Annotated in this window: 19 protein-coding genes; 8 read left to right on the top strand and 11 right to left on the bottom strand. The window is 71.9% G+C overall.

Annotation, left to right across the window (positions count from 1 at the left end; genetic code table 11):
- Window positions 1–40 precede the first annotated feature (40 nt).
- Window positions 41–1297, top strand: a complete 1257-nt coding sequence (locus ACFOSY_RS25315; protein WP_394310841.1) for an LCP family protein — start codon at window positions 41–43, stop codon at window positions 1295–1297.
- An 82-nt stretch (window positions 1298–1379) separates the two neighbouring features.
- Here ACFOSY_RS25315 and ACFOSY_RS25310 read toward each other — a convergent pair whose 3' ends face one another.
- Window positions 1380–1745, bottom strand: a complete 366-nt coding sequence (locus ACFOSY_RS25310) for a four-helix bundle copper-binding protein (RefSeq protein ID WP_394310839.1) — start codon at window positions 1743–1745, stop codon at window positions 1380–1382.
- A gap of 181 nt (window positions 1746–1926) precedes the next feature.
- Between ACFOSY_RS25310 and ACFOSY_RS25305 the strand changes: the two genes are divergently transcribed.
- Together ACFOSY_RS25305 and ACFOSY_RS25300 are read left to right on the top strand one after the other, a co-directional pair.
- Window positions 1927–3090, top strand: coding sequence for a phospholipase D-like domain-containing protein (locus tag ACFOSY_RS25305; RefSeq protein WP_394310837.1), 1164 nt, complete (start codon window positions 1927–1929; stop codon window positions 3088–3090).
- A gap of 95 nt (window positions 3091–3185) precedes the next feature.
- A complete protein-coding gene (locus ACFOSY_RS25300; protein ID WP_394310835.1) occupies window positions 3186–3830 on the top strand; it encodes a dihydrofolate reductase family protein in 645 nt (214 codons plus the stop codon).
- Window positions 3831–3912: 82 nt separating this feature from the next.
- Here ACFOSY_RS25300 and ACFOSY_RS25295 read toward each other — a convergent pair whose 3' ends face one another.
- The gene (locus ACFOSY_RS25295) at window positions 3913–5070 is read right to left on the bottom strand and encodes an acyl-CoA dehydrogenase (protein ID WP_031022064.1); all 1158 of its coding nucleotides are present in this window, start codon (window positions 5068–5070) and stop codon (window positions 3913–3915) included.
- A 195-nt stretch (window positions 5071–5265) separates the two neighbouring features.
- Between ACFOSY_RS25295 and ACFOSY_RS25290 the strand changes: the two genes are divergently transcribed.
- Entirely contained in the window at window positions 5266–6609 is a 1344-nt protein-coding gene (locus tag ACFOSY_RS25290) for a UDP-glucose dehydrogenase family protein (protein WP_394310833.1), read from the top strand.
- 102 nt (window positions 6610–6711) lie between these two features.
- On the opposite strand, the gene ACFOSY_RS25285 is transcribed toward ACFOSY_RS25290, so the two are convergent.
- Window positions 6712–7218, bottom strand: a complete 507-nt coding sequence (locus tag ACFOSY_RS25285) for a CGNR zinc finger domain-containing protein (RefSeq protein ID WP_394310831.1) — start codon at window positions 7216–7218, stop codon at window positions 6712–6714.
- Window positions 7219–7327: 109 nt separating this feature from the next.
- Here ACFOSY_RS25285 and ACFOSY_RS25280 point away from each other — a divergent pair, with 109 nt between their 5' ends.
- Entirely contained in the window at window positions 7328–7687 is a 360-nt protein-coding gene (locus tag ACFOSY_RS25280) for a VOC family protein (RefSeq protein ID WP_394310829.1), read from the top strand.
- A gap of 15 nt (window positions 7688–7702) precedes the next feature.
- Window positions 7703–8095 carry a VOC family protein gene (locus ACFOSY_RS25275; protein WP_394310826.1) on the top strand — a complete coding sequence of 131 codons (393 nt, stop codon included), beginning with the start codon at window positions 7703–7705 and terminating at the stop codon, window positions 8093–8095.
- A gap of 495 nt (window positions 8096–8590) precedes the next feature.
- On the opposite strand, the gene ACFOSY_RS25270 is transcribed toward ACFOSY_RS25275, so the two are convergent.
- The 4 genes from ACFOSY_RS25270 to ACFOSY_RS25255 all read right to left on the bottom strand — a co-directional run bounded on the left by ACFOSY_RS25270 (window position 8591) and on the right by ACFOSY_RS25255 (window position 12694).
- Complete coding sequence (locus tag ACFOSY_RS25270; RefSeq protein ID WP_394310824.1) at window positions 8591–9718, bottom strand: dipeptidase; 1128 nt, start codon at window positions 9716–9718, stop codon at window positions 8591–8593.
- Between the two features lie 131 nt (window positions 9719–9849).
- Window positions 9850–11028, bottom strand: a complete 1179-nt coding sequence (locus ACFOSY_RS25265; protein WP_394310914.1) for a dipeptidase — start codon at window positions 11026–11028, stop codon at window positions 9850–9852.
- A 5-nt stretch (window positions 11029–11033) separates the two neighbouring features.
- Window positions 11034–11558, bottom strand: a complete 525-nt coding sequence (purE, locus tag ACFOSY_RS25260) for a 5-(carboxyamino)imidazole ribonucleotide mutase (protein ID WP_394310822.1) — start codon at window positions 11556–11558, stop codon at window positions 11034–11036.
- Window positions 11555–12694 carry a 5-(carboxyamino)imidazole ribonucleotide synthase gene (locus ACFOSY_RS25255; RefSeq protein WP_394310820.1) on the bottom strand — a complete coding sequence of 380 codons (1140 nt, stop codon included), beginning with the start codon at window positions 12692–12694 and terminating at the stop codon, window positions 11555–11557. The genes purE and ACFOSY_RS25255 overlap by 4 nt, the downstream gene beginning before the upstream one ends.
- A 163-nt stretch (window positions 12695–12857) precedes the next feature.
- Between ACFOSY_RS25255 and ACFOSY_RS25250 the strand changes: the two genes are divergently transcribed.
- Window positions 12858–13349: a GtrA family protein gene (locus ACFOSY_RS25250; RefSeq protein ID WP_394310913.1), complete on the top strand. Its 492-nt coding sequence runs from the start codon at window positions 12858–12860 to the stop codon at window positions 13347–13349.
- Window positions 13350–13408: 59 nt separating this feature from the next.
- Here ACFOSY_RS25250 and ACFOSY_RS25245 read toward each other — a convergent pair whose 3' ends face one another.
- Window positions 13409–14683, bottom strand: coding sequence for an ATP-binding protein (locus tag ACFOSY_RS25245; RefSeq protein ID WP_394310818.1), 1275 nt, complete (start codon window positions 14681–14683; stop codon window positions 13409–13411).
- Window positions 14684–14717: 34 nt separating this feature from the next.
- Entirely contained in the window at window positions 14718–15395 is a 678-nt protein-coding gene (locus ACFOSY_RS25240; RefSeq protein ID WP_031022041.1) for a response regulator transcription factor, read from the bottom strand.
- A 524-nt stretch (window positions 15396–15919) separates the two neighbouring features.
- On the opposite strand from ACFOSY_RS25240, the gene ACFOSY_RS25235 reads away from it, so the two are divergent.
- Window positions 15920–17416 carry an oligopeptide:H+ symporter gene (locus tag ACFOSY_RS25235; RefSeq protein ID WP_394310816.1) on the top strand — a complete coding sequence of 499 codons (1497 nt, stop codon included), beginning with the start codon at window positions 15920–15922 and terminating at the stop codon, window positions 17414–17416.
- A gap of 529 nt (window positions 17417–17945) precedes the next feature.
- On the opposite strand, the gene ACFOSY_RS25230 is transcribed toward ACFOSY_RS25235, so the two are convergent.
- A complete protein-coding gene (locus tag ACFOSY_RS25230) occupies window positions 17946–18512 on the bottom strand; it encodes an ATP-binding protein (protein ID WP_394310813.1) in 567 nt (188 codons plus the stop codon).
- Window positions 18513–18754: 242 nt separating this feature from the next.
- On the bottom strand, window positions 18755–19132 hold the full coding sequence (locus ACFOSY_RS25225) for an STAS domain-containing protein (RefSeq protein WP_019522686.1): 378 nt from the start codon (window positions 19130–19132) through the stop codon (window positions 18755–18757).
- Between the last annotated feature and the right edge of the window lie 79 nt (window positions 19133–19211).

Here is a 19211-nt window from a genome sequence, read left to right as displayed (position 1 = left end):
CCTTGTACCGCCGCCCCTGCGGACCTGCACACTGTCTGGCATGAATGATTGGCCCGAGGCATGGTCCGACGACAACCGCGGCGGCCGCTACGGACGCGGGAGCGGGAGCGCACAGCCCGAGAGCGCCCGTGTCATGCGGCAGGTCCGGCGGGGTCAGCCGGCCCCTCCCGGGCAGGCCCCGTACGGCCAGGTCCCGCAGCAGCCGAACTACGCCGACGGCGGCTACGACGACTACGACAGCGGCTACAACACCGGCCAGGTGTACGGCGGCGGACGCGGCGGCGGCGGCGGTGACGGCTACGGCCCCGAGCGCCCCGCGCCGAACTGGCGGCGCCGCATCAAGTGGACGGCGATCACCCTGGTGACCCTGCTGGTGGTCACCACCGTCGCCACGTACTTCTGGGCCGACTCCAAGCTCAACCGCGACGTCGACCTGTCGAAGGTGATCGAGCGGCCCGAGAAGGGCGAGGGCACCAACTACCTCATCGTCGGCTCCGACAGCCGCGAGGGCCTGTCCGACGAGGACAAGAAGCGGCTGCGCACCGGCTCCTCCGAGGGCAAGCGCACGGACTCGATGATGATCCTGCACACCGGGGACAACGGCCCGACCCTCATATCGCTGCCCCGCGACTCCAACGTGGAGATCCCCACCTTCAAGGGCTCCGAGTCGGGGAAGACCTACCCGGGCACCGGCCGCGAGGTGAAGCTGAACGCCGCCTACGCCGAGGACGGCCCCGAGCTGCTGGTGCGCACGGTGGAGTTCAACACCGGCCTGCACATCGACCACTACGTGGAGATCGGCTTCGCCGGCTTCGCGAACATCGTGGACGCGGCGGGCGGCGTGGAGATCGACATCCCGCAGGACATCAAGGACACCAAGTCCGGCGCGGACTTCAAGAAGGGCAAGCAGACCCTCGACGGCGAGGAGGCGCTCGCCTTCGTCCGCACCCGGTACGCGCTGGCCGGCTCCGACCTGGACCGCACCAAGAACCAGCAGAAGTTCCTGTCCGCCCTGGCCAACCAGGTGGCCACCCCGAGCACCGTGCTCAACCCCTTCCGCCTGTACCCGACCATGGGCGCGGGTCTGGACTCCCTGATCGTCGACAAGGACATGGGGCTGTTCGACCTGGCGGACATGTTCTGGTCGATGAAGGGCGTCAGCGGCGGCGAGGGCACCTCGATGAACATGCCGCTGGCCGGCTCCACCGGCGGCAACCTGCTGTGGGACAAGGACAAGGTCAAGCAGCTGGTCCAGCAGCTGAACAACGACGAGAAGGTCACCGTCAAGGGCGACTGACGCCGCTGCCGGTTCACCACGGCCGGTCACCGTGACGAGGGCACCTCCGCGGGGGTGCCCTCGCGCATGTCCGGCGCGGCCGTCACATCGGGGCGCCCGCCATCGCGCGGCACATCTCGGAGCAGCGGCGGCAGGACTCGGCGCACCGCGTCATCCGCTCGTCCTCCGGCATCGACATGCACGCCTCCGCGCACAGGTCGCAGGCCTGCGCGCACATCATGCACATCTCGTTCGCCAGCGGCGAGCGGCGCATCATCATGTCCGCGCACATCCGGGTCATCTCCGAACAGTCGAGGAGCGCCCGCATGATCCGCGTCTGTGCGTCCCCGCCCGTCTGCAGACACGCGCTCATGGTCTCCTCGCACACGCCGTGGCAGGCCATGCACGCCTGGATGCAGTCCTGCGTCTCCTTGCTCAGCGGTTCCGTGGCCGGCTGCTGCTGGGTCATGGTTCCTCCCAGGGGTCGGCAAGGACCGGCGTTCGGCCCCCGCTCCTCCCGTCCTACGCCCCTGTGTCCATGACCACCACAGGACGCTGCTTGGCCGGACGGGGAGCGGACAGGAGGACACTGGGCCCCTGCCACGGCGCCGAGGGGGCGTTCGGCAGGGCGGCGGAGAGGGAGAAGGACCATGACGACACAGACGGAGCGGCAGCGGCTGCGCAGACGGCTGGAACGGCTCATCGGCATCGCGGCGACCGAGGGCAACGAGCTGGTGCCGCTGCGCAACGGCGACGAGATCTTCCCGGCGATGCTGGAGGCGGTCCGCGCCGCCGAGCACACGGTCGACATGATGACGTTCGTCTACTGGCGGGGCGACATCGCGCACGAGTTCGCCGAGGCGCTGGCCGAACGGGCCCGCGCGGGCGTCCGGGTGCGGCTGCTGCTGGACGGCTTCGGCGCCAAGGAGATAGAGCCGGAGCTGCTGGACGCGATGGACGACGCCGGCGTGCACGTGGCCTGGTTCCGCAAGCCGACCCGGCTGTCGCCGATGCGGCAGAACCACCGCTGCCACCGCAAGGTGCTGGTCACCGACGAGCACACCGCCTTCACCGGCGGGGTGGGCATCGCGCAGGAGTGGTGCGGCGACGCCCGCAACCCCGACGAGTGGCGCGACACCCACGTCAAGGTCACGGGCCCGGCCGTGGACGGCATCGCGGCGGCCTTCGCCCAGAACTGGGCCGAGTGCCACGACGAGCTGTACGACGAGCACGACCGCTTCACCGGGCACGAGCAGCCCGGCACCGCCACGGTCCAGGTGGTGCGCGGCTCGGCCAGCTTCGGCTGGCAGGACATGCAGACCCTGCTGCGCGTGGTGATCACCTCGGCGCGGGAGCGGTTCCGGCTGTCCACGGCGTACTTCGCGCCCGACACGTACTTCATCGGCCTGCTGGCGGACGCCGCCCGCCGGGGCGTGAAGGTGGAAATCCTGCTGCCCGGGCCGCACACCGACCAGCGCGCCTGTCTGCTGGCCGGGCGGCAGCACTACCAGACGCTGGTGGACGCGGGCGTGGAGGTGCGCGAGTACCAGCCGACCATGCTCCACACGAAGATCATCACGGTGGACGGCGTCTGCTCCCTGATCGGCTCCACCAACTTCAACCGCCGCTCGCTGGAGCACGACGAGGAGGTCATGCTGGCCGTCCTCGACGAGGACTTCACCGCGAAGCTGGACGCCGACTTCGATGCCGACCGCAAGCAGAGCGAGGCGATCGACCCGGCCCGCTGGCGGCGCCGTCCGCTGCGCGCGCGGCTCGCGGAGGCGGCGGTGACCCCGATCCGGCGATTTCTGTGAGCGGACGGCGATGAGTTCGCCGCGCGCGGGGAGTCCACCCTGTGTCGTCCGGGTCCGGAGAGACCGGATCAGGAGAGACCAGGTCAGGAGAGACCGTGCCTCAGCTGCTGCGCGTACAGAACTTCACCGTCTCGGCCGACGGGATCGGCGCGGGCGAGGACCAGACCCTCGAGCGCCCCTTCGGCCATCTGAATCCCGGCGAGATGTTCGCCTGGGCGGGGGCGACCGCGAGCTGGCCCAACCGCACCGACCCCGGCGGGACCCGGGGCCTCGACGACTACTTCACCCGTGACTTCACGCACAACATCGGCGCCGAGATCATGGGGCGCAACAAGTTCGGGCCCCAGCGCGGGCCCTGGCAGGACCACGAGTGGCAGGGCTGGTGGGGGGACGAGCCGCCGTTCCGCACACCGGTGTTCGTGATGACCCACCACCCGCGTCCGTCGTTCACGCTGTCCGACACCACGTTCCACTTCGTCGACGGCCCCCCGCAGCGGGTGCTGGAGCTGGCGCGGGAGGCGGCGGACGGCAAGGACGTCCGGCTCGGCGGCGGGGTCACCACCGTGCGGCAGTTCCTCGACGCGGGTCTGGTGGACACCCTGCACGTGGCGGTGTCGCCGGTGAAGGCGCACTCCGGGCTGCGGCTGTGGGACTCCCCCGTGGACCTGCTCGACCGCTACCACCTGGAGGTCGTGCCCAGCCCGAGCGGAGTGACGCACCACCTGTTCTGGCGCAGGTGACGCGGGTGACCACGGCGGGCCGGACGACGCGGAAGGGCGCCCGGGGAGTTCCCGGACGCCCTTGCGCGATCTCCGACCGCCGTTACGGCAGGTTGCGCGCCATCACGATGCGCTGGACCTGGTTGGTGCCCTCGTAGATCTGCGTGATCTTGGCGTCGCGCATCATGCGCTCGACCGGGTAGTCGCGGGTGTAGCCGTAGCCGCCGAGGAGCTGGACGGCGTCCGTGGTGACCTCCATGGCCACGTCGGAGGCGAAGCACTTGGCGGCGGCGCCCTGGAAGGTGAGGTCGCTGTCGCCCCGCTCGGACTTCGCCGCGGCGGCGTAGGTGAGCTGGCGGGCGGCCTCGATCTTCATGGCCATGTCGGCGAGCATGAACTGCACGCCCTGGAAGTCGGCGATCGGCTTGCCGAACTGCTTGCGCTCCTTGACGTAGCCCTTGGCGTAGTCGAGGGCGCCCTGGGCGATGCCGAGGGCCTGCGCGGCGATGGTGATGCGGGTGTGGTCCAGGGTCCGCATCGCGGTGGCGAAGCCGGTGCCCTCCTCGCCGATCATGCGGTCGGCGGGGATGCGGACGTTGTCCAGGTAGACCTCGCGGGTGGGCGAGCCCTTGATGCCGAGCTTCTTCTCCGGCGCGCCGAAGGAGACGCCCGGGTCGGACTTCTCCACGACGAAGGCGGAGATGCCCTTGGAGCGCTTCTCCGGGTCGGTGACGGCCATCACCGTGTAGAACTCGGACTCGCCGGCGTTGGTGATCCAGCGCTTCACGCCGTTGAGCACCCAGAAGTCGCCGTCGCGCACGGCGCGGGTCTTCATGCCGGCGGCGTCGGAGCCGGCGTCCGGCTCGGACAGGCAGTACGAGAACATCGCCTCGCCCCGGGCGAGGGGCGCCATGTACTTCTTCTTCAGCGCCTCGGAGCCGGAGAGGATGACCGGCAGCGAGCCCAGCTTGTTCACGGCCGGGATGAGGGAGGACGACGCGCAGACGCGGGCCACCTCCTCGATCACGATGACCGTGGCGAGCGCGTCGGCGCCGGCGCCGCCGTACTCCTCGGGCACGTGCACGGCGTGCAGGTCGTTCGCGGTCAGCGCGTCGAGGGCCTCGCGGGGGAAGCGGGCCTCCTCGTCCACCGCGGCGGCGTGCGGCGCGATCTTCGCCTCGGCCAGCGAGCGGACGGCGTCCCGGAGCATGTCGTGCTCCTCGGACGGGCGGTACAGGTCGAAGTCAGCCGATCCGGCCAAGGTCTCTCACGCTCCAGAACACTGCGATGGTGGTCACGCTAACTACCGTTAAGTAACTCAAATTTTAGGCCTTCGGCCATGCTCGTGGATAGGTGAGCTGAGCGACAGCGGGCGAACGACCGGGCGAGGGGCGTGCGGGCGCCCCGGATATGCTCGGGCGCGCACGTGCCTGCCGCAGACCTCTGGAGCACCCCCATGGCCCTCAAGATCACCGTGATCGGCACCGGTTATCTCGGCGCGACCCACGCCGCGGCCATGGCGGAGCTGGGCTTCGAGGTGATGGGCCTGGACGTGGTGCCCGAGAAGATCGACAAGCTGCGGCGCGGCGAGGTCCCGATGTACGAGCCGGGACTCGAGGAGCTGCTGCGCCGGCACGTGGCCGGGATCGAGGGCTCGACCGGCCGGCTGCGGTTCACCATGGACTGGGCCGAGCTGGGTGAGTTCGGCGACGTCCACTTCGTCTGTGTGAACACCCCGCAGCGGCACGGCGAGTACGCCTGCGACATGTCGTACGTCGACGCGGCGATCGCCTCGCTCGCCCCGCATCTGAAGGGCCCCGCGCTGGTCGTGGGCAAGTCGACGGTGCCCGTCGGGTCGGCCGACCGGCTGGCCGCCTACCTCGCCGAGCACGCGCCGGCCGGGGCGGACGCGGAGCTGGCCTGGAACCCGGAGTTCCTGCGCGAGGGCTTCGCGGTGCAGGACACGCTGCACCCGGACCGGATCGTGGTGGGCGTGCGCAGCGAGCGGGCGGAGAAGCTGCTGCGCGAGGTGTACGCCACGCCGGTCGAGGAGGGGTCGCCCTTCGTGGTGACGGACTTCCCGACGGCGGAGCTGGTGAAGACGTCCGCGAACTCCTTCCTCGCCACCAAGATCTCGTTCATCAACGCGATGGCGGAGCTGTGCGAGGCCACCGGCGGCGACGTCGCCAAGCTGGCCGAGGCGATCGGCTACGACGACCGGATCGGCCGGAAGTTCCTGCGCGCCGGCATCGGCTTCGGCGGCGGGTGTCTGCCGAAGGACATCCGGGCGTTCATGGCGCGCGCCGGTGAGCTGGGCGCGGACCAGGCGCTGACGTTCCTGCGCGAGATCGACTCGATCAACATGCGCCAGCGCGGGCGGATGGTGGAACTGACCCGGCAGGAGCTGGGCGGCGGGGCGTTCCTCGGCAAGCGCGTGGCGGTGCTGGGCGCGACGTTCAAGCCGGACTCGGACGACGTCCGTGACTCGCCCGCGCTGAACGTGGCCGGGCAGATCCACCTCCAGGGCGGCCAGGTCACCGTGTACGACCCGAAGGGCATGGACAACGCCCGCCGTGTGTTCCCGACGCTCGGGTACGCCGACTCGGCGCTGGAGGCGGTGCGCGGCGCCCATGTGGTGCTGCATCTGACGGAGTGGCGGGAGTTCCGCGAGCTGGACCCGGCGGAGCTGGGCGAGGCGGTGGCCGAGCGGGTGGTGCTCGACGGGCGCAACGCGCTCGACGCGGAGGCGTGGCGGCGGGCCGGCTGGCGGTTCCGGGCGATGGGCCGCCCCGGGGCCTGAGGCGCGCCTGTCGCGCACGGGTGACGCCGGTTCGGCCGAGGCTCAGTCGGCCGAACCGGCGTCGTGTCGCATTCTGCCCCAACCGGCGCGGGCGTGCCGTGACTACCCCCGCTTCGCCCGGTACCGGCGCATCTTCGCGCGGGCCCCGCACACCTGCATGGAGCACCAGCGGCCGCGTCCGCCGGGGCTGCGGTCGTAGTAGGCCCAGTGGCAGTCGGGGGACTCGCAGGCCTTGAGGCGCTGCCAGGTGCCGGCCGTGAGCGCCTCGGCGACGGCGGCGGCGACCCGGGAGAGCAGGGGCCCCTCGTCGACCGGTGCGAGGGCGGCGGAGCCGTCGGCGGGGTCGACCGTGACCACCAGGGGCGCGCGGGCGAGCAGCTCGCCGAGCGGGACGACCGGACGGTGGGCGGGGTGGCCCGCGTGCGCGAGCAGGGTGGCCCGCAGCGACTCGCGCAGCTCGCGGGCGTCGTCGACGGTGTCCTCGGTGAGCCCGAAGGGCGCGCGGCCCTCCGGCGTGTCCAGTTCGTCGGCGCCGGCGGCGAGGTCCACCGTGTTGACCAACGCCTGGACCAGGGTCAGCCGTCCCGGCGGGGCCGCTCTCTCGCTCATGACGCGACGGTACCTTCCGTGAATCTCCTTGCGAGGTTACCGGCTCTGCGGCAGCATGCGGTAACGGTTACCTGTAGACCGCTTCAAGCGGTAACACGAGGAGGCAGTCATGTCCGTAGCGAAGGTGGGCGCCGTCGTCCTGGACTGTCCGGACCCGCACGCGCTGGCCGGTTTCTACGCCGGTGTCGTGGGCGGCACGCCGGAGGGCGAGGGCGACTGGGTGGACCTGGCGGTGCCGGGCGGGCCGACGCTGGCCTTCCAGCGGGCCGAGGGTCATGTCCCGCCGGAGTGGCCGGCGGCCGACCACTCCCAGCAGTTCCATCTCGACCTGACCGTCGAGGACCTGGACGCGGCCGAGAAGGAGGTCCTGGCGCTGGGCGCGAAGCCGCTGGACACGGAGGACCGCTCGCGCAGCTTCCGGGTTTACGCGGACCCGGCCGGGCACCCGTTCTGCCTGTGCGCCTGCTGAGACATGGAGGAACCGATGGCCCCCGTGGCACGACTGCGCAGCGTCGTCCTGGACTGCCCCGACCCGAGTGAGCTGGCCGTCTTCTACGCGGCCGTGGCCGGCGGCACGCCCGAGGCCCAGGACGACGACTGGGTGGTCCTCCAGGTCCCGTCCGGCCCCCGCCTCGCCTTCCAGCGCGCCCCGGGCTTCGCCCCGCCGGCCTGGCCGAGCGCCGACCACGACTCCCAGCAGTTCCACCTCGACTTCGACGCGGGCGGCACGTGGGAGGACGTCGACGCGGCGGAGGCGAAGGTGCTGGCGCTAGGGGCCCGGGTCCTGGACCGCGAGGACGACAGGTCGAAGGACTTCCGCGTCTACGCCGATCCGGCGGGCCACCCGTTCTGCCTGTGCCGGATCGAACAGCCGTAGGCGACGCCCGGTCCGCGCAGTTCCCCGCGCCCCTGCCGACTGCGGGCAGTCGTGCCGCTTGGGGCGGCACGGGTGGGCGCAGGCGGCAACCCGTAAGCGCCGGGCTGCGTGACCCACCCCCACGGCCACCGGGGTGCCACGGGCTGTCGCACGCCGGGTGCGGGACCTCCGTGGCTGATCGCGCAGTACCCCGCGCCCCTGCCGACTGCGGGCAGTCGTGCCGCATGGGGCGGCACGGGTGGGCGCAGGCGGCACCCCGCAAGCGCCGGGCTGCGTGACCCACCCCCACGGCCACCGGGGTGCCACGGGCTGTCGCACGCCGGGTGCGGGATCTTCGTGGCTGGGCGCGCAGTTCCCCGCGCCCCTGAGGGGCGCCTCAGCTGCGGGCAGTCGTGCCGCTGGGGCGGCGCAGGTGGGCGCAGCGGCACCCGTGCGACGCCGGGTGCGGGAGCTCCGTGGCTGGGCGCGCAGTTCCCCGCGCCCCTGAGGGGCGCCTCAGCCGTCGAGGGTGGTGATCGTCGCCGTCGACGGCTTGCGGCGTTGTTGGGCCGTGTGGGCCGTGAAGGCTGTCGCTCGCAGGACGCGTTGGATGTTGCCCCAGGTCAGGAGGGCGACGTCGGACTCGTCCCAGCCGCGCCGGAGGAGTTCGGCGATCAGGCGGGGGTAGCAGGACGGGTCGCGCAGATCCTGGGGGTGCGCGCCCCCCGTGTCGTACGTGCCGGACAGGCCCACGCAGTCCGGCCCGGCGAGGGTGCGGACGTGGTCGAGGTGGTCGGCGACGTCGCGGACCGTCGGTCCGGCCTGTTCGGCGGTCAGCGGCACCAGGCACAGCCCCTTCGCCTCCCCCACCGCGGCGAGCAGGTCGTCGGGCAGGTTGGCCGGGTGCGGCCGCAGGTCGTACGCGCCGGACCGGCTGAACAGCACCGGCGCCTTGGACACCACGAGCGTCCGGCGGATCGTCGGGGCGGACGCGTGGGAGAGGTCGGCGACCATGCCGAGCCGGTTCATCTCGCGCACGACCTCCTCGCCGAAGCGGGTGAGCCCGGCGGGGCCCGCCCAGGAGGTCCCGGTGAGGGTGAGCACCCGTACGCCGAGGGCGTGCAGGGAGCGCAGGACGCTCAGGGAGTCGCCGAGGGCGGGCGCGCCGGCCGGGCCGAACAGTACGGCGATCCGCCCGCAGTTGCGGGCGTCGACGACCTCCCCGGCGGTGCGGGCGGGCCGCAGTCCCGCGTCGTGGGCGGCGACGACCCCCTGCGCCAGGTCGAGCTGCTCCAGGGTCGCGGTGAGCGCCCGGTCGCCGTCGTGTCCCTCGGGCAGGTGCAGCGACCAGAACACCGCGCCGACCTGCCCCTTCCGCAGCCGCGGCAGGTCCGCGTCGACGGCGCTCTCCCCCAGGTCGAGGTCGTACCAGGGCAGTCCGCGCAGTGTCCACGGCAGGCCGCTGTAGCCGTCGCAGACGGGGTGGGCGGCGAGGACGGCCGCCGCGCGGTCGAGAGGGGCGTCGTCCGGGTCGGACACGGGCCGGTACTCCTCCGGCCCGACGACCACCGCCTCCTGCGGGTACGGCGCGTCGGCGCGGCCGACCTCGGCGGCGGTGTGCAGGTCGTCCTGGAGATCGGCCATAACGGGGCTCCGTACGTCGTGACCTCGGGCGGTACGGTCACGGTCGCACGGAGCACCCGCACGCTTCCTGGTGAACGCGGCGTTCGGGGTAAGACCGAGGAGGGCCTTGGATCCCACGCCGCGTCCGCCGGTCAGCCGTCCAGCGCCTCGAGGGTGGCGTTGGACGGCGCGCGCGTGGCGCGCAGGTCGCGGGCCACGTCCTCGGCGGCGCCGAGCACCCGGACCGCGTTCTGCCAGGTCAGCTTCGCCAGGTCGGCGCGGGACCAGCCGCGGTCCAGCAGCTCGGCGATCAGCCGGGGGTAGCCGGAGACGTCGTCCAGGCCGTCGGGGGTGAAGGCCGTGCCGTCGTAGTCGCCGCCGATGCCGAGGTGGTCGACGCCGGCGACCTCGCGCATGTGGTCGAGGTGGTCGGCGACAGTGGCCACCGTGGCGACGGGCCGCGGGCGGCTCTCCTCGAAGGCGCGGTGCAGCTTCATCGCCTCGGGGCTGGTGTCGAGGTGGTGGAAGCCGTGGGCGCGCAGGTTCTCGTCGGCGGCCGCCGTCCAGTCGACGGCGGCCTGGAGCACGAACTTCGGCACGAACGTCACCATCGCGACGCCCCCGTTGGCGGGCAGCCGCTCCAGCACGTCGTCGGGGATGTTGCGCGGGTGGTCGCAGACCGCGCGGGCGGAGGAGTGGGAGAAGATCACCGGCGCCGTGCTGGTGTCCAGCGCGTCCCGCATGGTCGTGGCGGCGACGTGGGAGAGGTCGACCAGCATGCCGAGCCGGTTCATCTCCCGCACCACCTCGCGGCCGAACTCCGACAGTCCGCCCACGCCCGGCTCGTCGGTCGCCGAATCCGCCCACGCCACGTTGAAGTTGTGGGTGAGCGTCAGGTAGCGCACCCCGAGGTCGTACAACCCCCGCAGCGTACCGAGGGAGTTGGCGATGGAGTGGCCGCCCTCCGCGCCCATGAGGGAGGCGATACGGCCCTCACGGCGCGCGGCCTCCATGTCGGCGGCGGTCAGCGCGGGCGCCAGGTCGGCCGGATACCGGTCCAGCAACTGCCGTACGCAGTCGATCTGTTCGAGCGTGGCCGGCACCGGGTCGGGGGCGTCGGCGCGCACGTACACCGACCAGAACTGCGCGCCGACGCCCCCGGCGCGCAGCCGGGGGATGTCGGTGTGCAGATGGGCGGACTGGTCGACGGCGACGTCACGGGCGTCGAGGTCGTAGGAGACCTGTTCGCGCAGCGCCCACGGCAGATCGTTGTGCCCGTCGACGACGGGGAACTCGCGCAGCAGTTCCCGGGCCTGGTCCAGGGAGGTCACCCGCGTCACTTCCCGAAGCCGAAACCGGCGGCGGAGCCCTCGGCCTTGGCGCGCAGCCGCTTGCCCTTCTCGGTGGCCTGGTCGTTCAGCTCCTGCTGGAACTCCCGCATGCGGCCGAGCAGTTCCTCGTCGTGGGCGGCGAGGATACGGGCCGCGAGGAGGCCCGCGTTGCGCGCGCCGGCGACGGAGACGGTGGCGACCGGCACGCCGGCCGGCATCTGCACGATGGACAGCAGCGAGTCCATGCCGTCGAGGTACTTCAGCGGCACGGGCACGCCGATCACGGGCAGCGGGGTCACCGAGGCGAGCATGCCGGGCAGATGGGCGGCGCCGCCCGCGCCCGCGATGATCGCCTTGAGCCCGCGGTCCGCGGCCTGCTCGCCGTACGTGATCATCTCGCGGGGCATGCGGTGCGCGGAGACGACGTCGACCTCGTAGGCGATCTCGAACTCGTCGAGGGCCTTGGCCGCCGCCTCCATGACGGGCCAGTCGGAGTCCGACCCCATGACGATGCCAACGACTGGGCTCATTCGGTGATCGTGCCTCTCAGGTAGCCGGCTGCGTGACGGGCGCGTTCCAGCACGTCGTCCAGGTCGTCGCCGTAGGTGTTCACGTGGCCGACCTTGCGGCCGGGCTTCACGTCCTTGCCGTACATGTGGATCTTCAGCTGGGGGTCGCGCGCCATGCAGTGCAGGTACGCGGAGTACATGTCCGGGTAGTCGCCGCCCAGGACGTTGACCATGACCGTCCATGTCGCGCGCGGGCGCGGGTCGCCGAGCGGGAGGTCGAGGACGGCGCGGACGTGGTTGGCGAACTGCGAGGTGATCGCGCCGTCCTGGCTCCAGTGGCCGGAGTTGTGCGGGCGCATCGCGAGCTCGTTGACGAGGATGCGGCCGTCGCGGGTCTGGAACAGCTCCACCGCGAGATGGCCGACGACGCCGAGCTCCTTGGCGATGGTCAGCGCCATCTCCTCCGCCCTGAGCGCGAGATCCCGGTCGAGGTCGGGCGCGGGCGCGATCACGGTGTCGCAGACGCCGTCGACCTGCCGCGACTCCACGACCGGGTAGGCGACGGCCTGGCCGTGCGGGGAGCGCACCACGTTGGCGGCCAGCTCCCGCACGAAGTCGACCTTCTCCTCGGCGAGCACGGGCACCCCGGCCTTGAACGGCTCGGCGGCCTCCTCGGCGGAGGAGACGACCCACACGCCCTTGCCGTCGTAACCGCCGCGGACGGTCTTGAGGACGACGGGGAAGCCCTCGCCCTCCGCCGCGAACGCGGCCACGTCCTCGGGGCCTGACACGATGCGGTGCCGCGGGCAGGGCACGCCGATCGCGTCGAGCTTCGCGCGCATCACGCCCTTGTCCTGGGCGTGCACCAGCGCCTCGGGGCCGGGACGGACGGGAACGCCGTCGGCCTCCAGGGCCCGCAGGTGCTCGGTGGGCACGTGCTCGTGGTCGAAGGTGATCACGTCGCAGCCGCGCGCGAAGTCGCGCAGGGTGTCCAGGTCGCGGTAGTCGCCGACGACGACGTCACTCACCACCTGGGCCGCGGAATCCTGCGGGGTGTCACTGAGGAGCTTGAACCTGATGCCGAGCGGGATGCCCGCCTCGTGTGTCATACGAGCGAGCTGACCGCCGCCGACCATGCCGACTACCGGGAACGTCACGCCCCCAGGGTATCCGCCCACGCCAGGGTGGCCGATTCCCGCCCTCGCACGGGACGGAAGGGGCAGCTGGTACGGGTGTGACACGGCGTCCGCAGGAAGATCGCGCGTGCGGGTGGTTAGCATGGCGGAGTTGACGCACTCGACCGACGGGAGCCTGTGGGCGATGGAACAAGGTTCCTCGGGGCTTCGACGGCTCTTCGGCGAAGCGGCCAAGTTCGGCGCGGTGGGCGGAGCCGGGGTTCTGGTCAACCTCGGCGTGTTCAACCTGGTCCGCCAGGCGACCGACCTCCAGGTGGTGCGCGCGAGCGTCATCGCCACCGTGGTCGCGATCGTCTTCAACTACGTCGGCTTCCGGTACTTCACCTACCGGGACCGCGACAAGTCCGGGCGCACCCGTGAGATGTCGCTGTTCCTGCTGTTCAGCGCCATCGGCCTGGTGATCGAGAACGGCGTGCTCTACACGGCGACGTACGGCTTCGGCTGGGACAGCCCGCTGCAGAGCAACATCTTCAAGTTCCTCGGCATCGGCATCGCGACGCTGTTCCGCTTCTGGTCCTACCGCACATGGGTGTTCCGCGCCCTGCCGGTGCGGGAGGAGCCCGTGGCGGGCGGGACCCCGGCCGCCGGGGAGCGGACCCGGCAGCGCGTCCCGTAGCCGCGCCTCGAGGAGCCCGGTCGATGAGCCCGGCCTACGAGCCCGGTCGATGAGCCCGCTCAGCGGACCGTCGGGCGGGTCTCCTCGTCGGGGTCCTTCCGCGGGGGCGTGCGGGACAGGAAGAGTCCGAACACCGGCGGCTTGGCCTGGAGCATCTCCAGACGGCCGCCGTCCGCCTCCGCCAGGTCCCGGGCGACCGCGAGCCCGATCCCGGTGGAGTTGCGGCCGCTGATCGCCCGCTCGAAGATCCGCGACCCCAGCTCGGCGGGCACGCCCGGACCCTCGTCGGTGACCTCCACGACGACCTGGTTGCCGGTGACCCGGGTGCGCAGGGCGACCGTGCCGCCGCCGTGCATCAACGAGTTCTCGATCAGCGCGGCCAGCACCTGGGCGACCGCGCCCGGGGTGCCCACGGCCCGCAGGCACCGCTTGCCGGAGGTCACGATGGCGCGGCCGGCGCTGCGGTAGGCGGGGCGCCACTCGGCGAGCTGCTGCGTGATCACCTCGTCGAGGTCGAAGGTGACGGCGGAGCCGGTGCGCGGGTCCCGGGAGTTGGTCAGCAGCCGCTCCACCACGTCCGTCAGCCGCTCCACCTGCGCGAGCGCGATCGTCGCCTCCTCCTTCACCGTGTCCGGGTCGTCGGTGACGGTGATCTCCTCCAGCCGCATGGACAGCGCGGTGAGCGGGGTGCGCAGCTGGTGGGAGGCGTCGGCGGCGAGCCGGCGCTCGGCGGTCAGCATGCGGGCGATGCGCTCGGCGGAGGAGTCCAGCACGTCGGCGACCCGGTCCAGCTCGGGCACGCCGTAGCGGCGGTGGCGGGGGCGCGGGTCGCCGGAGCCGAGGCGCTCGGCGGTCTCGGCCAGATCGGTCAGCGGGGAGGCGAGCCGGTTGGCCTGCCGGATCGCCAGCAGCACCGCCGCGATCACCGCGAGCAGCGCCACGAACCCGATGATCAGCAGGGTGCGGGCGACCTCCCGGGTCACCGAGGACTGCGGCTCCTGGACGGTGACCGTCTCGCCCTCCTCGCCGGGCGCCGTGGCGCTGATGACGTCGCCGTCCGGCCGGGAGCCGACCTCGATGGGCGGCTTGCCGGGGATCCGGACGACGGCGTACCGGTCGTCGGGCATCTGGTCGCCGATGATCTCGGCGGTGACCTTGTCCTCCACGAGCAGGCGGCTGTCGACGATGCTGGCCAGCCGCACCGCCTCGGACTCCACGCGCTCCTTGGCGGTCTCGGTGATGGTGCGGGTCTCGACGATCACCAGGGAGACCCCGAAGACGGCGATCACGACGAGGACCACGGCGAGCGTGGACTGGATCAGACGGCGGCGCATGTTCTCTTACCCGGCGGCGGAACCCCGGCGGGGTTCAGCTCTTCTCGAAACGGAAACCCACGCCGCGCACGGTGGCGATGTAACGGGGGTTGGCCGCGTCGTCGCCGAGCTTCTTGCGCAGCCAGGAGATGTGCATGTCGAGGGTCTTGGTGGAGGACCACCAGGTGGTGTCCCAGACCTCGCGCATCAGCTGGTCGCGGGTGACCACGCGGCCCGCGTCGCGCACCAGCACCCGCAGCAGGTCGAACTCCTTGGCGGTGAGCTGGAGCTCCTCGTCGCCCATCCAGGCGCGGTGCGACTCGACGTCGATGCGCACGCCGTGGGTGGCGGGCGGCTGCTGCGGCTCGGCGGCGCCGCGCCGCAGCAGGGCCCGGACCCTGGCCAGCAGCTCGGCGAGGCGGAACGGCTTGGTGACGTAGTCGTCGGCGCCCGCGTCCAGGCCGACGACGGTGTCCACCTCGTCGGCGCGCGCGGTGAGGATCAGCAGGGGGACCGTGTGCCCCTCGGCGCGGAGCCGGCGGGCGACCTCCAGGCCGTCCATGCCCGGCAGTCCGAGGTCCAGCACGACCAGGTCGACGCCGCCCTGCATTCCGGCGTCCAGAGCGGCGGGTCCGTCCTCACGCACCTCGACTTCGTAGCCCTCCCGGCGCAGGGCGCGGGCCAGCGGCTCCGAGATGGACGCGTCGTCCTCGGCGAGCAGTACACGGGTCATGCCGATGATGGTAGTCCCGTGGCCCGAGCCGCAGGGGTGTGATCGCCGGGCTCGGTTCTCACCGTCGTCTCACCGGATTCTCACCGCCCGACCCCGCGGTACGGACCTGTAGGTGCGAGGTGCGATGCTGGGCGGACCTTCGAATACGCGATCAAGGTTCCTTCGAAACCTGTGATTCGCGTCTCAAGTCCTTCCATATCCGGCAGTGTCCTGCCGTATGGTGAACCAACGCCTGTTGCACCACGGGGACCTTCGGCGGCACTTGACGCTGAGGGTCTCTTTCGTGTGCGGGCCGGCACACGCTGCCGGTCCCTGAAGGAATGACCTGTGGCCGGGCCCTCGCCGCGCGTCGACGCGCGGCGGGGGCGTGGATCCCGGTGGTCGCCGTCCGCCGCTCCGTGATCAGTGATCCGGGCGGCATCCCCCCGGGCGTGGGGCGGACGGTGCGGCCAGCCGGTGCCGGCCAGCCCCCCACCGGGCGCGTACCCGTGAGGCGCGACGCGTCCCGACAGCAAGGAACGACCATGGCGTCCAGCCTGACGAAGGACTCGGTCACCCCGGGCACCCCCGGGTCCGAGAAGACCTTCTTCGGCCACCCCCGCGGACTGGCCACACTCTTCATGACCGAGATGTGGGAGCGTTTCTCCTACTACGGCATGAGGGCTCTGCTCCCGCTGTACCTCGTCGCGCCGGGCGGTCTCGGTCTGAGCGCCGGCACCGCCACCGCCATCTACTCGGTGTACCTGTCGCTGGTGTACCTGCTCGCCATGCCCGGCGGCTGGTTCGGCGACCGGGTCTGGGGCCCCCGCAAGACCGTCGCCGTCGCCGGCGGCGTCATCATGCTGGGCCACCTGACGCTGGCCCTGCCCTACTCGGGCACCTTCTACGGCGGCCTCGGCCTCGTCGCGATCGGCTCCGGTCTGCTGAAGGCCAACATCTCCACGATGGTCGGCCAGCTCTACCAGGGCCCGGACGACCCGCGCCGGGACGGCGGCTTCACCGTCTTCTACATGGGCATCAACCTCGGTGCCTTCGCGGCGCCGCTGATCATCGGCACCATCGGTGAGAACGTCAACTGGCACCTGGGCTTCGCGCTGGCCGCGCTCGGCATGGGTCTGGGCGTCACGCAGTTCCTGCTGGGCAGCCGCCACCTGGACGCGCGGTCCAGCGTCGTCCCGAAGCCGCTGTCGGCCGAGGAGAAGGCCTCCACGCTGCGCAAGGCCGCGCTGTGGGCGGGCATCGCCGTCGTGGCGTACGCGATCGTCGGCTTCTCCGGCCACTACACCCTGAACTGGATCCTGGTCCCGCTGACCCTGCTCGGCGTGATCATCCCCGTGATGGTGCTGGCGCGCATCAAGCGCGACAAGGACCTCGACCGCGCCGAGCAGTCGAAGATGTCCGCGTACATCTGGTTCTTCGTCGCCGCGGCGATCTTCTGGATGATCTACGACCAGGGCGGCTCGACGCTGTCGATCTTCGCCGACTCGTCGGCCGAGAACAGCGTGCTCGGCTGGGACTTCCCGGTCTCCTGGTACCAGTCGGTCAACCCGGTGCTGATCATGGCGCTGGCCCCGGTCTTCGCCTGGATCTGGCTCGCGCTGAACCGGCGCGGCAAGGAGCCGAGCACGATCGTGAAGTTCGCGTCCGGTCTGACGCTGGTCGGCGTGTCCTTCTTCCTCTTCCTGGCCCCGCTGTCGATCGCCGAGGGCGGTCACAAGGCGGCGGCGCTGTGGCTGGTGGCGATCTACTTCACGCAGACCGTCGGCGAGCTGCTGCTCTCCCCGGTCGGCCTGTCGGTCACCACGAAGATGGCCCCCGCGAAGTACGCCTCGCAGATGATGGGCGTCTGGTTCCTCGCCGTCACCGCCGGCGACGCCACGACGGGCCTGCTGTCCATCGCCGGCGTCGACCTCAACAAGACGGGCATCGTCGCCCTGGAAGCGACCCTCGCTGTCGTGGCGGGCTTCGCGATCTGGATGTACCGCAACAAGGTGAAGTCCCTGATGGGAGACGTCCGCTGACCCGGACCTGACCCCACGCACGTCCGAAGGGCCCCCAGCCACTACGGCTGGGGGCCCTTCGGACGTTCTCGGCACGGAGCTCATGAAGACGCCTGAAGGGGCGCGGGGAGCTGCGCGATCAGCCACGGAGGTCCCGCACCCTGCGTGCGACAGCTCGTAGCACCCCGGTGGCCGTGGGGGGCGGGGTCACGCAGCCCGGCGCTGACGGGGTGCCGCTGCGCCCACCCTCCCCCACTCTCGGCTTCGCTCGAGCGGGAGGCACCCCCATCGCCCCAGCGGCACGACTGCCCGCAGCTCGGCGTCCCTCAGGGGCGCGGGGAACTGCGCGCCCAGCCACGGAGGTCCCGCACCCGGCGTGCGACAGCTCGTGGCACCCCGGTGGCCGTGGGGGGGCGGGTCCCGCAGGCGGCGGCGTCCCTCAGGGGCGCGGGGAACTGCGCGCCCAGCCCAACACGACCCGCACCCGGCGGGCGACGGGAGCCCGGAGGTGGCGCCCGGGCCGTACCGGGTGCCGGGAAGTGACCCGGCGTTAAGACGGGGTGCCGAGTTCGGCCCAGACCGTCTTGCCCGCCACGTCGGGCGTACGGAGCACGCCCCAGTCCAGGCACAGGCGCTGGACGATGAACATGCCGTGGCCCCCCGGGCGGCCCGCGCGGTGGGGGGTGCGGGGCGACGGCTGGCCGGTGCCCCGGTCGGTGACCTCGAGGCGGATCACCTTGCGGTCGCAGGTGATGGTGAGCAGGTCCGGCCCCTCCGCGTGCAGGCACGCGTTGGTGACCAGCTCGGACACGACGAGCAGGACGTCCTCGGCGGCGGCCCGCCGGTCCGCGGTGGCGGCCGGCAGCCAGCCCCAGTCGTACAGCGCCTGGCGCGTGAAGTCGCGTGCCATCGGCACGACCCCGCTCTGGTCCTCGAAGCTCAGCCGGCGCACCTGCGCGCCGCCGGAGGACCCGGGCAGGGACGCCGGGGCGGCGGACGGCGCGGCCACGGCGCCCTCCGGGGCGCCTGCGGCCGGTGCAGCGCCCCCGGGGGTCCCGGAAGCGCCGCTGGGCTCCGGACCGCGGTCGCCCGGCGAATAGGGCCGGGTGGTGCTCATCAGCGCTTCACCTCACCGTGTCACCAGTTCAGAATGCAAAATCTTCCGTACTCGGTCAGTCACGCGCGGACGGCCCGAATGGTTCTCGGCACCCTCCCGACCACCGCGTCCGGGACGTACAGGGTGTCTCCTGCCCGAGCCGTCGGACGGAACACCCCCGTGTTCGCACGAAAAGACCCGCGCGCGGACCCCCGCCGCCGACGGGTGCGACACGAGCACCCCGCCGGGCCCGACGCCCCGCGTCACGCCGAATCGTCGGCCAGGGCCGCCTCGAGCGTGTCGTGGACGGCGAACACCGCGTCCGCCCCCGTGATTTCGAACACGCGGGCAACGACGGGCTGCATCCCCACCAGGGCCACGCCGCCTCCGCCCGCCTCGGCCTTCAGCCGTGCGCCGAGCAGTACGTTCAGTCCCGTGGAGTCACAGAACTCCAGCCGGGAGCAGTCGATGACGAGCCGCTTGAAACCCTTGGCGAGGCAGTCCTCCAGGGGCTCCCGCAACAGATCGGCGGTGTGGTGGTCCAACTCACCCGCCGGGGTCACGACGGCGCTGGGGCCTTCTTCTCGCACCTCGACCAGAAGCCGGCCCGACTGTGCGCTGCCGACCGTCCCGCGGTCCATGCCGTCTCTCTCTCCCGAGGCCGTGGCTGTTCCTGACGCTCTCGAACATTACGCCTTCCGGCCACGCATCGACACTCTA

The sequence above is a fragment of the Streptomyces lusitanus genome, from assembly GCF_042647945.1.
Taxonomy (GTDB): domain Bacteria; phylum Actinomycetota; class Actinomycetes; order Streptomycetales; family Streptomycetaceae; genus Streptomyces; species Streptomyces pseudogriseolus.
The sequence above is the reverse complement of the archived record's forward strand: the minus strand, read 5'-3'. Positions and strand labels throughout refer to the sequence as shown.

Excerpts from the sequence above, each read along its gene's own strand:
- ACFOSY_RS25250 (WP_394310913.1), top strand. The coding sequence starts at position 12,858 with ATGGAACAAGGTTCCTCGGGGCTTCGACGGCTCTTCGGCGAAGCGGCC.
- ACFOSY_RS25290 (WP_394310833.1), top strand. The coding sequence starts at position 5,266 with ATGGCCCTCAAGATCACCGTGATCGGCACCGGTTATCTCGGCGCGACC.
- ACFOSY_RS25275 (WP_394310826.1), top strand. The coding sequence starts at position 7,703 with ATGGCCCCCGTGGCACGACTGCGCAGCGTCGTCCTGGACTGCCCCGAC.
- ACFOSY_RS25235 (WP_394310816.1), top strand. The coding sequence starts at position 15,920 with ATGGCGTCCAGCCTGACGAAGGACTCGGTCACCCCGGGCACCCCCGGG.
- purE (WP_394310822.1), bottom strand. The coding sequence starts at position 11,558 with ATGAGCCCAGTCGTTGGCATCGTCATGGGGTCGGACTCCGACTGGCCC.
- ACFOSY_RS25285 (WP_394310831.1), bottom strand. The coding sequence starts at position 7,218 with ATGAGCGAGAGAGCGGCCCCGCCGGGACGGCTGACCCTGGTCCAGGCG.
- ACFOSY_RS25270 (WP_394310824.1), bottom strand. The coding sequence starts at position 9,718 with ATGGCCGATCTCCAGGACGACCTGCACACCGCCGCCGAGGTCGGCCGC.
- ACFOSY_RS25315 (WP_394310841.1), top strand. The coding sequence starts at position 41 with ATGAATGATTGGCCCGAGGCATGGTCCGACGACAACCGCGGCGGCCGC.
- ACFOSY_RS25230 (WP_394310813.1), bottom strand. The coding sequence starts at position 18,512 with ATGAGCACCACCCGGCCCTATTCGCCGGGCGACCGCGGTCCGGAGCCC.
- ACFOSY_RS25310 (WP_394310839.1), bottom strand. The coding sequence starts at position 1,745 with ATGACCCAGCAGCAGCCGGCCACGGAACCGCTGAGCAAGGAGACGCAG.
- ACFOSY_RS25280 (WP_394310829.1), top strand. The coding sequence starts at position 7,328 with ATGTCCGTAGCGAAGGTGGGCGCCGTCGTCCTGGACTGTCCGGACCCG.
- ACFOSY_RS25305 (WP_394310837.1), top strand. The coding sequence starts at position 1,927 with ATGACGACACAGACGGAGCGGCAGCGGCTGCGCAGACGGCTGGAACGG.
- ACFOSY_RS25240 (WP_031022041.1), bottom strand. The coding sequence starts at position 15,395 with ATGACCCGTGTACTGCTCGCCGAGGACGACGCGTCCATCTCGGAGCCG.
- ACFOSY_RS25245 (WP_394310818.1), bottom strand. The coding sequence starts at position 14,683 with ATGCGCCGCCGTCTGATCCAGTCCACGCTCGCCGTGGTCCTCGTCGTG.
- ACFOSY_RS25225 (WP_019522686.1), bottom strand. The coding sequence starts at position 19,132 with ATGGACCGCGGGACGGTCGGCAGCGCACAGTCGGGCCGGCTTCTGGTC.